Origin of the sequence: Pseudoalteromonas sp. MB47 (genome assembly GCF_011319765.1) — a bacterium.
Classification (GTDB): domain Bacteria; phylum Pseudomonadota; class Gammaproteobacteria; order Enterobacterales; family Alteromonadaceae; genus Pseudoalteromonas; species Pseudoalteromonas simplex.
Map to the genome: position 1 here is coordinate 90,067 of NZ_VFBD01000020.1, position 13,409 is coordinate 103,475.

11 protein-coding genes are annotated in these 13,409 nt (G+C 40.9%); 8 read left to right on the top strand and 3 right to left on the bottom strand.

What is annotated here, in order from left to right; translation table 11 throughout:
* Positions 1–30: 30 nt before the first annotated feature.
* Together IMPJCBKJ_RS10010 and IMPJCBKJ_RS10015 are read right to left on the bottom strand one after the other, a co-directional pair.
* Positions 31–1,239: a porin gene (locus IMPJCBKJ_RS10010; RefSeq protein ID WP_166340091.1), complete on the bottom strand. Its 1,209-nt coding sequence runs from the start codon at positions 1,237–1,239 to the stop codon at positions 31–33.
* A gap of 171 nt (positions 1,240–1,410) precedes the next feature.
* A complete protein-coding gene (locus IMPJCBKJ_RS10015) occupies positions 1,411–1,932 on the bottom strand; it encodes a TetR/AcrR family transcriptional regulator (protein ID WP_166340093.1) in 522 nt (173 codons plus the stop codon).
* 205 nt (positions 1,933–2,137) lie between these two features.
* Between IMPJCBKJ_RS10015 and IMPJCBKJ_RS10020 the strand changes: the two genes are divergently transcribed.
* The 7 genes from IMPJCBKJ_RS10020 to IMPJCBKJ_RS10050 all read left to right on the top strand — a co-directional run bounded on the left by IMPJCBKJ_RS10020 (position 2,138) and on the right by IMPJCBKJ_RS10050 (position 10,830).
* Entirely contained in the window at positions 2,138–3,724 is a 1,587-nt protein-coding gene (locus tag IMPJCBKJ_RS10020; RefSeq protein ID WP_082401562.1) for an ABC-F family ATPase, read from the top strand.
* 412 nt (positions 3,725–4,136) lie between these two features.
* The gene (gene purE, locus IMPJCBKJ_RS10025) at positions 4,137–4,619 is read left to right on the top strand and encodes a 5-(carboxyamino)imidazole ribonucleotide mutase (protein ID WP_166340095.1); all 483 of its coding nucleotides are present in this window, start codon (positions 4,137–4,139) and stop codon (positions 4,617–4,619) included.
* Between the two features lies 1 nt (position 4,620).
* Positions 4,621–5,769, top strand: coding sequence for a 5-(carboxyamino)imidazole ribonucleotide synthase (locus IMPJCBKJ_RS10030; protein ID WP_166340097.1), 1,149 nt, complete (start codon positions 4,621–4,623; stop codon positions 5,767–5,769).
* A 143-nt stretch (positions 5,770–5,912) separates the two neighbouring features.
* Positions 5,913–6,143: a DUF2798 domain-containing protein gene (locus IMPJCBKJ_RS10035; RefSeq protein ID WP_166340099.1), complete on the top strand. Its 231-nt coding sequence runs from the start codon at positions 5,913–5,915 to the stop codon at positions 6,141–6,143.
* Complete coding sequence (locus IMPJCBKJ_RS10040) at positions 6,140–7,072, top strand: putative sulfate exporter family transporter (RefSeq protein WP_166340101.1); 933 nt, start codon at positions 6,140–6,142, stop codon at positions 7,070–7,072. Before IMPJCBKJ_RS10035 ends, IMPJCBKJ_RS10040 begins: the two co-directional genes overlap by 4 nt.
* Positions 7,069–8,232 carry an endonuclease/exonuclease/phosphatase family protein gene (locus tag IMPJCBKJ_RS10045; protein ID WP_166340103.1) on the top strand — a complete coding sequence of 388 codons (1,164 nt, stop codon included), beginning with the start codon at positions 7,069–7,071 and terminating at the stop codon, positions 8,230–8,232. Before IMPJCBKJ_RS10040 ends, IMPJCBKJ_RS10045 begins: the two co-directional genes overlap by 4 nt.
* 105 nt (positions 8,233–8,337) lie before the next feature.
* The gene (locus IMPJCBKJ_RS10050) at positions 8,338–10,830 is read left to right on the top strand and encodes a prolyl oligopeptidase family serine peptidase (protein WP_166340105.1); all 2,493 of its coding nucleotides are present in this window, start codon (positions 8,338–8,340) and stop codon (positions 10,828–10,830) included.
* A 64-nt stretch (positions 10,831–10,894) separates the two neighbouring features.
* Here the strand turns inward: IMPJCBKJ_RS10050 and rrtA are convergent, their stop codons facing one another.
* A complete protein-coding gene (rrtA, locus tag IMPJCBKJ_RS10055) occupies positions 10,895–11,479 on the bottom strand; it encodes a rhombosortase (protein ID WP_166340107.1) in 585 nt (194 codons plus the stop codon).
* Between the two features lie 85 nt (positions 11,480–11,564).
* On the opposite strand from rrtA, the gene ggt reads away from it, so the two are divergent.
* The gene (ggt, locus tag IMPJCBKJ_RS10060; RefSeq protein ID WP_054553879.1) at positions 11,565–13,322 is read left to right on the top strand and encodes a gamma-glutamyltransferase; all 1,758 of its coding nucleotides are present in this window, start codon (positions 11,565–11,567) and stop codon (positions 13,320–13,322) included.
* Positions 13,323–13,409 lie beyond the last annotated feature (87 nt).

The window sequence follows — 13,409 nt, forward strand, 5'->3', positions numbered from 1 at the left end:
CCACAATAGTGGGCTTAGTGTTTATCGTAACTACAAAGTGTAATTAAAACCGATAGCTATACCGTCATCTTCGGTTTGAGACATCTGTGTTTCTTGCTCTGCGTCATTACTTGAAAAGTCACTAAAATCCTTACGAGCTTCGATATATAAAATGGTATCTTCAGCCATAAAGTAATGCACACCTAAAACTGCAAATTGGCGTTTAAACACATCTTCAGGGTCGGCATTAAAATTAGGCTGAATAACATAGTCACTACCTGCATCAAATACGTTACAGGCAACAAAAGTACGAATGTCATTATCAAAGCGATAACTTAGAATTGACTCTAAACCAACGGCATCTTTGATTAAGCGTCCTAAGTTGTCGGTGTCGTGGTTTTCGTTTTTATTTATATTTGCTGATGCATACCAGCCTGGTTTATAAAAATCACCATAAGTAACACCAACACCATAGATAAGATCTGTAACGAGTTGATCGCGACCGTTTGCATAAACAATATCAAATTCACCTCGGTTAACCCCTGCAGTAAATTTTAAATTACTTGTTGCATTGTAGGTGATAGCCGCACCATAGGTTGAATTAAACTCTACTCTTTGAGCTGCGGCATTACCTTGATTAAATAACAGTTCACATGAACTTCGTGATATGTCTGCAATGTCGCAGGTATAAAAGTCATCTGATTTTAGTTGCGCTTGTAGGGCAAGATGAAATTTTCCCCACGTATTACGATACTGTAGTACTTTATCACCGCGACCAGTACCATTTACTGCACCGTCATCTTTATTGTAGGTATAAACACCCGCGGCGTTACCATCCCACACTAAACTGTAGTTGGTGTTATAAACAACGTCATACCATGCACCCCATTGTTTGCCTAATGTAATTTGACCATAGTCTTCATGTTTAAGGCCAACATAGCCAAGTCGGTTATATAAAAACTCATCTTGAATCGATTCAAAGCGATTATTATAAATAATGTCACTACTACCAACAGGGTTTACACCCCATTCTAATAATGCCAAGGCTTGCCAGCCATTTTTTAATTGACGCTTAAAATCTAAATTGATTCGTGATGCACCATTAACTACTTCTGTTTCACCTTGTGTATTAATAACCCTTGCATCTATAAAGCCACCTATAGTGACACTATTGGTTTGATCGTTGTAGATCTCGATGGCATTCGCTGTAGGCATGCTTATCATGCCCGCAACAAAAAAGGCAGCGTGTGTTCTTTTCATAATGTACCTTGATTAAATATTGTCCCTAATAGGTATAATTTAGTTAAGAGTCGGAGATTATCAAAGCTAAAATTGGGTCAAAAGTGAAAAATTATCATGCAACAAACCTTGTTTGAGGAAAAATTATTCACTTTAGGTTCACAGTATCGAATTATCAATGAGTTAGTGAGCTTAAAATATAGACACTTTCTGACTCAGCGTTCTCAGCATCAATTTTGTATTCGGAGTTTCAGCGCCCAATCCATACAATAAGGTCATAAAATAGCAGTCGAGTAATATAGCAGCTTTAACTTTATTAAATTGGGGTTGATCGGCAAATACTAATGATTGAATTAGTTCCATGTGTTGTTGTTGAAAGGTTTTGCAAAACAAGCGTTGGCTAAAAAGCACTTTATAAAAGCGGTGATGTAAACAGTAAAATTGATAAAAGTATTGAGCATAATGATTGATTTTAAGACGAGGAGGGCGGTGAATGTCGGTTTCTTTGGCAAGTTCTAATACGTCATGAAACCTTAGATCAAGACATGCTTCTAAAATCGCAATTTTACTATCAAAATGTTTAAACAAAGTACCGATTGCAATACCACAAGTAGAAGATATTTGCCGTGTAGAGGTTTGTTTGAACCCATGTTTAGAAAAAAGTTGCCAAGCAACATTTAAAATATGCTGATGTGTCTTATCGTAATTACCCATAGCTAATATCTTAATTTTTAAAGTTAAATTTAAAAGTGAGCGCGTTCACTAACAAAAGTGAGCGTGTTCACTAAATGTAGACCTACCAATTTAAGTTGTAAATTGAGGAATTGATTTAACTAATCTTTCATGGCGTGCCAAGCGGCTTTAGTTTAAAATTGCCCGCAGTTTCGTTTTTACTTTTTACCCGCTGGAGGGTACCGCTATCATTAGTACAGCTAATATCACCATGCAATTTGGTGCTAAACCTTTATTCGAAAATATCTCAGCAAAATTTGGCGATGGTAACCGTTACGGTTTAATCGGTGCGAATGGCTGTGGTAAATCAACCTTCATGAAAATCCTAAGTGGTGAACTAGAGCCATCTTCAGGTAATGTCAGCACAGATCCAAACGAGCGTATTGCTAAACTAAACCAAGACCAGTTTGCTTACGAAGAGTTTTCTGTAATCGACACAGTAATCATGGGACATAAAGAGCTGTGGGAAGTAAAAAAAGAACGTGACCGTATTTACAGCTTACCTGAGATGAGCGAAGAAGACGGTATGCGTGTAGCAGACCTAGAAACTGAGTTTGCCGAAATGGATGGTTACTCGGCAGAAGCTAAAGCAGGTGAGTTGCTAATTGGTGTAGGTATTGGCACAGAGCAACACTACGGCCCTATGTCAGAAATAGCACCGGGTTTTAAACTGCGTGTGTTACTTGCACAAGTGCTGTTTTCTGATCCAGATATCATGCTACTCGATGAGCCTACCAATAACTTGGACATTTACACCATCAAGTGGCTAGAAGACGTACTAAACCAGCGTGACTGTACCATGATCATCATTTCGCACGACCGTCACTTCTTAAACTCAGTTTGTACACACATGGCCGACATCGATTACGGTGAGCTTCGTATTTACCCAGGTAATTACGATGAGTACATGTTTGCTGCAACGCAAGCTCGTGAGCGTCTACTAAGCGAAAATGCCAAGAAGAAAAGCCAAATTGCCGAACTTCAACAGTTCGTATCGCGCTTCTCTGCGAACGCTTCAAAAGCAAAGCAAGCCACATCACGTGCTAAACAAATTGACAAAATTCAGCTTGAAGAAGTTAAAGCATCTTCTCGTCAAAGCCCGTTTATTCGTTTTGAGCAAGAAAAGCAATTATTCCGTAATGCCTTAGAGCTAACAAATTTAACGCAAGGCTTTGAAGAAACATTATTCAGTGGCCTTGAAGGCCTAGTTGAAGTAGGTGAGCGTATTGCAATTATCGGTGAGAACGGTGTTGGTAAAACCACACTATTAAATACCCTTGCTGGTCGTTTAGCACCAAAACAAGGTGAATTTAAATGGTCTGATAACGCTAATATCGGTTACTATGCACAAGACCATGCTGACGAGTTCGAACAAGATATGAACTTATTTGAGTGGATGGAACAATGGCAACAAGAAGGTGACGACGAACAAGTTGTTCGTAGTTTCTTAGGTCGTATGCTGTTTTCACAAAACGATATCAAAAAATCAGTAAAAGTGATTTCAGGCGGTGAGCAAGGCCGTATGCTGTTTGGCAAAATTATGATGCATAAACCAAACATCTTATTAATGGATGAGCCAACCAACCACATGGATATGGAATCTATCGAAGCGCTTAACTTAGCACTTGAAGCATACGAAGGGACATTATTGTTCGTATCTCACGATAGACAATTTGTATCATCACTAGCTAACCGTATTTGGGAAATCAAAGACGGCAAAGTTATCGACTTTAAAGGTACATACACTGAGTACCTAGCAAGCAAAGAAGCTTAATTAGCTGATGAGTGATTAAAAGCCATGCATGTCATGGCTTTTTTGTGCTTCTAGAGTCGCATCTTGATGTGAGTTAGGGGATATACCCAAACCACATCAAGATACAGAATTCAGCGTTTCACAGGTGCTTAATATCAAGGCGTTACTTTGTAGAAATGGCAGTCCCTTTTAAGAAGTAACAACGATGAGAGTGAGTGCCTGTGAAGCGCCCAACGGGTTGGTTTAAAAGCGATTTATACTGCGTTATCGATTTTAACAATAGAACCACTATTATTTGCAATCAATGCCTTGCCTAAATCGCTTTTAATTCCAACTGAAACTCGCATCTTGATGTGAGTTAGGTATATAATACCCGCCACAAAATAAGGACAAAAGTCCGCTTTTTAGAAAACTATTTAACTGAGGTGTATTTATGACTGTTGGCATTATTATGGGTTCCAAATCAGACTGGCCAACGATGGAACATGCGGCGTTAATGCTAGAAAAATTCGGCATTGAATACGAAACTAAAGTTGTTTCTGCTCACCGTACCCCTCAATTACTTGCTGACTATGCAAGTTCAGCTGCAGATCGCGGCATTAAAATTATTATCGCCGGTGCCGGTGGTGCTGCGCACTTACCAGGTATGGCTGCGGCGTTTACATCACTGCCAGTTTTAGGTGTACCAGTTAAGTCTAAAACACTTAATGGTGTTGATTCGTTATTATCTATCTGCCAAATGCCTAAAGGTGTTGCGGTAGGTACCCTTGCTATTGGTGAAGCGGGAGCTGCAAATGCTGGCCTTTTAGCAGCACAAATTTTAGGTTGCCAACAGTCTGAAATCTTCGCAAAAGTAGAAGCTTTCCGTAAAGAACAAACAGACACTATCTTAGCTAACCCTAACCCTGCAGAGTAATATGAATATTCTAATTTTAGGTGCAGGTCAGTTAGCTCGCATGATGAGCTTAGCGGGTGCACCGCTTGATTTAAATGTTGTTGCCTACGATGTGGGTAGTGAAAAAATCATTCACCCATTAACTGGTGAAGTTCATAACAGCACATTACAACAAGCTATTGATAACGCAGACGCGATTACAGCAGAGTTTGAACACATTCCTGATGATGTACTTACATTATGTTGTCAAAGCAATAAGTTTTATCCGGGTAAAGCGGCAATTAAAACAGGTGGCGATCGCGCACTTGAAAAAGCATTACTTGATAAAACAGATGTTGAATGCGCGCCTTACCAGCTAATTACAGAAAAAGCGCACCTTGTTGCTGCCGTAGAGCGTTTAGGCAAGCCGCTTGTGATCAAAACTTGCCAAGCAGGTTACGATGGTAAAGGTCAGTGGCGCTTAAAGTCTGATGATCAAATTGACCAAATTTGGTCAGAAATGGCAGATTTCATTGCATCAGGCACTGAAAGTGCGCCGCATTCTATTATCGCTGAAAAGATGATCCCATTTGACCGTGAAGTATCTATCATTGGTGCACGCGACAAAGCGGGTAACACCGTTATTTATCCATTGACTGAAAACCAACACACCAATGGTGTACTTACGCTTTCAGTTGCGGGTAAAGAAAAAGCAGCAATTCAAGAACAAGCAGAGCTTGCTTTTAACAAGTTAGCGCAAGAGCTTGACTATGTGGGTGTATTAGCAATTGAGTTTTTTGACGTACAAGGTACGTTATTAGTTAACGAAATTGCGCCACGCGTTCATAACTCTGGTCACTGGACACAGCAGGGTACACATTGCTCACAGTTCGAAAACCACATGCGCGCTGTTGCAGGTTTACCATTAGGTAGTACAGCGTGTCTTCGTCCTACTGCCATGATCAACGTACTTGGTCAGCCTTCAATCCCACACTCAGTACTGGCAACGCAAGACGTTACAAGTCACTGGTATGGTAAAACGGCTAAACCAGGTCGTAAGATGGGTCATATCAATGTATCGGCTGATAACCTTCACCAATTAGGTGAACGTTTAGCGGCACTGGCTGAAATTCTACCAGAGCAAGACTACCCAGGAGTAGCTGATACCAGCACTCAACTTATTTTAAACTAATCAGTTTAAATTCTAAAAGCCGAGTTTATCTCGGCTTTTTAATTACCCGCAAACTTCGCTAATTTTGTACCTCTTGTCTCAAAGCACTTGCGTCAGGGTCATCTTGCTATAGACTAATATTTTTATATTAATATTAGATCGTTATGTTACATCCTCGATTAAGAACAGTCGTATTTGCGTTCTTTATGGCGCTGTTTATGTCTGGATTTATGTCTTTAGTGATCAGCATTTTTAACGTTGGTTTAATCGATAACATTGCAACCATTTGGCTTAAAGCATGGGCTTTTGCATTTTGTGTGGCGTTTCCTACTGTTATTTTTGTTGCACCTGTGGTGCATAAGCTAACCAATAAACTTATCAGAGTACCGTTGTGATAGCCGAACGCCCAAAGCAGTTTCTATTTATTGCACTATTTTTAGTATCAGCATTACCATTTGTTGGCTCTGCTACGGCACTTGTCGTCGGTGCTTTATTTGCCATGATATTAGGCAACCCATTTGCAGTGCAGTCACAAAAAATAAGTAAATGGATGCTAAAGTTGGCGGTGATTGGCTTAGGCTTTGCTGTTGATTTTAATCAAGTAATAGAAGTAGGTCGCAGCTCTATTGTGCTTACTATTGTTAGTATTACCGCTATTATTGGCCTTGGTGAAATTTTATCTCAGTTATTTAAGTTAAATAAAAACACCGGTGTACTTATTTCTTTTGGTACAGCCATTTGTGGTGGTAGCGCCATTGCAGCAATGGCGCCGGTTATAAAGGCCAAAGATCACGAAGTAGCTATATCACTCGCTGTGGTGTTTTTATTAAACGCCCTTGGCTTAGTGTTATTCCCAATGATTGGTCATTACTTTGGCCTGACTGAGCAACAATTCGGTGTATGGGCTGCACTTGCTATTCACGACACCAGTAGTGTAGTGGGGGCTTCCGCTGCGTATGGCGCATCAGCACTTGCTATTGCCACAACCATTAAACTAACTAGAGCGATGTGGATAATCCCTTATACAAGCATTGCGGGTGTGTTTTGGAAATCGGATGAAAAAGCCAGTATCCCATTGTTTATATTTGGCTTTTTAGCGGCGGCACTGATTAATTCAAGCTTTCCTGAGTACCAAACACTGTGGCATGCACTCAATGTGGGTGCTAAACAAGTGTTAGTAATGACCTTATTTTTGATTGGTAGTGGTTTATCTATTTCAGTCTTAAAACAAGCAGGCATTAAACCTTTTATCATGGCGATGATCTTATGGATCATTGTCAGCAGTATTATTTTACTACTTATAGTAGACGGATTTATTTCATGAAAAACGCTTTATTAACTTCTTCAATAGCAATGGCAGTAGGCCTTTTTGCTAACAATGTATCGGCTGCTGATTTACGTGTTGCTACCTTTAATGTGAGTATGGATGCCACTAACTATGCTAAAAAAGGCGAAGCAATAGATAAAGATGCTCTTAGTAAAGCATTAGCCAGCAACCACCAGCAAATTCGTAACATTGCCGAAATTATTCAGCGCGTAAGACCTGATGTAATTTTACTCAATGAGTTTGATTATATTGATGCCGACAAAGGCATTAACGTATTTCGTAAAAACTACCTGCAAGTATCGCAAAATAAGCAAGTTGCCATCGATTACCCGTATTACTTTATTGCACCTGTTAACACTGGTTTACCTACTGAGTTCGACCTAGATAACGATGGTGTAAAGGGGCATTACAAAGGCGACGCACACGGCTTTGGCTTCTTTGAGGGGCATTATGCAATGGCAGTATTGTCGCGCTACCCAATCGATTTAGATAAAGCGCGTACATTACAAACATTCAAATACAAAGATATGCCAAATGCACAAATGCCTACCGACCCTAAAACAGGTAAAGATTGGTATTCTGCTGAGGAATGGCAAGCAATTCACCTAAGTTCTAAATCATTTTGGGATTTACCAATAGATGTAAAAGGCAAAACGTTTCATTTGCTTGCATCGCACCCAACGCCGCCTGTTTTTGATGGTGACGAAGACCGTAACGGTAAGCGTAACCACGATGAAGTACGCCTAGTTGCAGATTACATCAACAATGCTAACTACATTTACGATGATAAAGGTCAAAAAGGTGGCTTAAAAGCGAAAAGCCGTTTTGTTATTGTTGGTGACTTAAATGCTGCGCCAGAAGGGGGTAAGGCACGCCCGAATACCACAGACCAAATTTTAAAAAATCCATTAGTGAATACCTCTTTTACGCCAACAAGCAAAGGTGCAAAAGAATCGTATAAAGAAGATTACGCTAAAAACTATACCGCTTATTGGCAGGCTCGTGCTGATTACGTTTTACCTTCAAATTATGGTATTGAAATAAACGATGGTGGCGTTTTTTGGCCACAGAAAAACTCTGAACTGTTCCGCTTAATTAAAGATCGGAACGCATCATCTGATCACCGTATGGTATGGCTTGATATCAGCTTAAAATAAGCTGTTATTAAACGGAAAAGTTTGGCTGTTTATCCTATAAAAATTGCTATTTCATCAGTGCTTCTGCTTAAATAGGGCGAATTATAATAACCCGTAAGAAGCACTATGAAATTCAAAACCACTGCTAATAAAACGTTAGTGGCTCTCGCAGTCGCATCTAGCTTCATGCTAGCAGGTTGTCAATCAACCGCCTCAACGCCTTCTGAAGAACAAGTTACCAATGTAGCACCAGTTGTTGCTACTCCTGCTGATACAGGTTCAGCTGAAATCACGTTAGAGCAAGCAATGGCTCACCCTGATTGGTTAGGCCGTCAGCCTGAGCGTGCTTTCTGGAATGGCGATTCTAACAGCATCGTTTATGCACAAAAGCAACAAGGCAATGAGTTACGCGATTTATACGTTCAAGCGGTAAATAGCCAATCTGCATCACAATTAGCGTTAAACAAACTACACACTGTAGGCGCTAAAAATGCCGTTTACTCAGCAGATAAAAAACAACAGGCTTATGCATTTGAAGGTAATATCTTCGTTAAAAACCTAAGCACTGGGCAAATTACACAAATCACTCACGATAGCGCACAGCAATCAAAACCACAGTTTTTAACTGATGGTAGCCTTGCATATCGCCAAGGTAATGCATTTTATAAAGTTGATTTAGCAACGGGTCGTCAAGTTGAATTAGTTAACTTACACCTAGACGATGCACCTAAAGGTGTACAAGAGCCAGACACTTACATTGCAAAAGAGCAGCACAAACTAATTGATTACATTGCGCTGACGCACAAAAACAAAAAAGATCGTGAAGAGCGTAAAGCACAGATCAACGAACAAAACGACAGCATTGCTAATGCACAGTTTTATTTAGGTAAAGGTAAGCGTTTAGCAGATGTACAGCTTTCACCAAATGGCCAAGCACTTGTTGCAGTAACCACAGAAAGCCGTTCATGGCGCGATGAAGGCGATATCATGCCTAATTACATTGCCGATGATGCACGCGTTAAAGCAGAAAAAGTACGCCGTCGTGTTGCTGATGAAAAACCAATCAGCTCAGACGTTGTTTACATCGACCTTAAATCAGGCGAGCAAACAACCCTTGCGTTCGATACCTTACCTGGTTTTGATGAAGACGTACTTGCAGCAGTTAAGAAAGAAAACTACGCTCGTGATGGCAAAACTTACAAGTCTGAAAAAGCACCACGTGCCATCAACTTAATGATGGATTGGGGTTGGGATCAAAGTGCAATCCAATGGAACACAGATGGTTCACAAGTGGCACTAATGCTTGAAGCATGGGACAACAAAGACCGTTGGTTAGCGACTGTTGATACACAAAACAACAAACTTGTTTCACAGCACCGTTTACACGACGATGCATGGGTTAACTATGCATACAATGATTTTGGCTGGTTGAACAACTCAGACACACTTTACTATTTATCTGAAGAGTCTGGTTACAGCCACATTTACAAAAAGCCACTTAATGGTAAAGCAACGCAGCTTACTAAAGGCCAATTTGTTGTTTCTAACTTAACGTTAACGGCTGATAACTCAGCGATTTACTACAAAGCAAACGTTGAGCACCCAGGTCTTTACGAAATCTATCGTGTAAACCCTGCAACCGGTGAATCTGAGCAAGTAACAAACCTTGATGGTATGACTGATTACCAGTTAAGCCCAGATGAAAGCAAACTATTGCTAACTCACTCAAAAATTATGTCGCCGCCTGAGCTTTATGTTGCTGATGCAAAAGCAAATACCCAAGCAACGCAGTTAACGCACACGGTATCTGATGAGTTTTTAGCGAAGAAACTAATTGCACCTAAGATTGTTGCTGTGCCTTCAAGCCACACTGATCAGCCAATTTACGCAAAAGTATATTACCCAGCTGATTATAAAGAAGGCGAAACAGGTAAAAACCGTAAAGCGGTTATCTTTAACCACGGTGCTGGTTACCTACAAAACTCACACATGGGTTGGTCTGGTTACTTCCGCGAGTTTATGTTCCACTCACTACTTGCTTCAGAAGGCTACGTAGTAATGGACATGGACTACCGTGCATCGAAAGGTTATGGCCGTGATTGGCGTACAGCTATTTATCGTCAAATGGGTACACCTGAAATCCAAGATTTAGCAGACGGCGTAAGCTGGATGGCAGACAACGCAAACGTTGATACACAAGCTGTAGGCACTTATGGTGGTTCTTATGGTGGTTTCATGACGTTTATGGCGCTATTCACGCAACCTGATTTATTCAAAGCAGGTGCTGCACTTCGCCCGGTAACTGATTGGGCTCACTACAATGGTCCTTATACGTCTAACATCTTAAACCACCCAGATGTTGACCCAATTGCCTATGAAAAGAGCTCACCAATTTACTTTGCTGAAGGGCTTAAGAACCGTTTATTAATTAATGCACCTATGGTTGATGACAACGTATTCTTCCAAGATTCAGTTCGCTTAGTACAGCGCTTAATTGAACTTGAAAAAGAAAACTTTGAAACAGCTATCTTCCCAGTTGAGCCGCATGGTTTTGTACAACCATCAAGCTGGTTAGATGAATACCGTCGTATTCATAAGCTATTTAAAGAAACGCTTTAATCAATAGCGTAAATTAAAAACAGCCACTTTAAGTGGCTGTTTTTGTTTGTATTAAAAGTTTTAGTTACCCGCGCTTTTTTATTATTTTAATGAAGATAGGCAAAGCCAGCAGTGTGCCGCCAACTGCGCCGATAAAGTGGGCGTCAATGGCAACATTAGAGGCGATTAGCTGACTCACCGATTCACTTGGGCCTGCTATTTGCTCCCAAATCACTTTAGCCCAAGTACCAGCGAACAATAACCAGCCTGATAGCATGCCTGCTTGTACATCTTTAACTGCTCCCCAAATGATCACACCGTGTAGTAGGGCACTTAATCCGGTGTAAATTTGGATATCTGGGCAAAATAGCCACACACCTAAGCCACACCATAATGCAAGAATGGCAATATTAAACGCATAGCGAGCAGGGCTTGTATGCTCAGCGTGTAGAGCCCAAACTAATAAAATTCCGGCGCAATTTAAGCCTAAATGTGGCCAATTAGCATGCACAAATTGGCTAGTGAAAATACGCCAAAATTCACCATTTGCAACTAACTCACGGTTAAATTCAAGATATTCATTTAAGTTAAACGTAGCAAATGAGGAACTTAGTATTACTAAACACAGTGGCGGCAGAATATATTCTAGTTTCAGGGGCAGGTTTATCATGTTATTTTTGGTGTATCTGAGATTGTCGCCTATTGTGCACGTTTAATTTTAAGATGCCAAATACACTACGGGATTAAGTTTATTTATGTTATTCAAAACCAAAGCGCTGTTAGCTCTGTCCACCTCATTAATTTATTCAACTGCTATTTTCGCAGCCCCTGCAAAAGTTGAAACTCGCGAACCTGAAGCTGCAACGGGCTTTGCTCATAAGCAGGTTGTTGAAGGCGATAAGTACATGGTCGCAGCAGCAAACCCTTATGCAGTAAAAGCAGGGCAAAAAATGCTTGAGCTAGGCGGCTCAGCGGTTGACGCTGCTATTGCAACCCAATTAGTACTGACACTGGTAGAGCCGCAATCGTCGGGGATCGGTGGCGGTACATTTATGATGTACTTCGACAACAAAACCAAAAGCCTAACTAGCTTTGATGGCCGTGAAACGGCTCCAAGCAATGCTGATGAAACACTATTTTTAGATAAGCACGGTAAAGCCGTAAAATGGATTGAAGCCGTTGTAGGTGGTCGTTCTGTTGGTGTACCGGGTATTTTAGATGCCTTTGCCACTGCCCATAAACGTTATGGCAAGTTAGAGTGGCAAACCTTGTTTGCCCCTGCCATTGAATTGGCTGATAAAGGCTTTATTGTGTCGCCGCGTTTACATCAATTATTGGCTAAAGAATTAAACCCAGGGGTTACTAAGCTACCTGTTATTCGTGACTACTTCTTCCCTGATGGTAAACCGCTTGCTGTAGGTACCGTGAAAAAGAATCCTGAACTAGCCGCGCTTTATAAAGATATAGCGAAACAGGGCATTGATGCATTTTACAAAGGTGAAAACGCTAAAGAGCTTGTGCATGCAGTGCAAAACTCAGTTGTTGCACCGGGTACATTAACGGTTGAAGACTTAGCCAATTACAAAAGCAAAGAGCGCGCACCTGTGTGTGTTGATTATCGCCAGTACGAAGTGTGCTCAATGGCACCACCTAGTAGCGGTGGTGTAGCTGTGTTACAGATTTTAGCCTTACTTGAACATAAAGATATGGCTAAACTTAAACCAAACTCTGTTCAAGCTCTACATTACTTTACCCAAGCATCACGTTTAGCGTTTGCTGATCGCAACGTGTATATGGGCGACCCAGATTTTATGACAATCCCGACACAAGGATTACTCGATAAAAACTACATTGCTGGTCGCGCAAAACTTATTTCTGAAAAAGATACTCACGCAGAAGCAGGCACACCGCCAAACTCAGTTGCATACGCGCAAGATGATGCATACGAGCTGCCATCAACGACCCATGTTTCGATTGTCGATAGCCAAGGTAACGCTGTGTCGATGACAAGTTCTATCGAAATGGCGTTTGGTTCAACAGTAATGGTGAACGGGTATATTTTAAACAATCAACTAACCGACTTTGCTTTATCGCCAACTAAAGATGGTAAGCCATTGGCTAATCGTGTTGAAGCAGGTAAACGTCCGCGTAGTTCCATGTCGCCAGTCATGGTGTTTAACAAAGACGGCAGCTTACGTTTAGTGGTTGGTTCGCCGGGTGGTAGCCGTATTATTGATTATGTAGCTCAAGTGGTTGTAGGAGTGCTTGATTGGAACCTAGATGCGCAAACAGCCATTAACTTACCGCGCATTACTAATCGTAATAATTACACAAGCCTCGAAAAGGGCACTGAGCTTGCCAACGCTGAAGCTGATTTTGTTAACCGCGGACACACAGTTCGTATCCTAGATTTAAACTCTGGTTTACATGCTGTTGAAGTTAAAAACGGTAAACTTTATGGCGCAGCCGATCCGCGTCGCGAAGGCATCGCTTTAAGTGATAAAAGCCACTAAAAACAAGCTCAGCAGCCTTAAAGCTGCTGAGTTTTCATGTATACTATCTGCTATGCTATTTAGAGCATAAAATTCATTTTCTTCAAT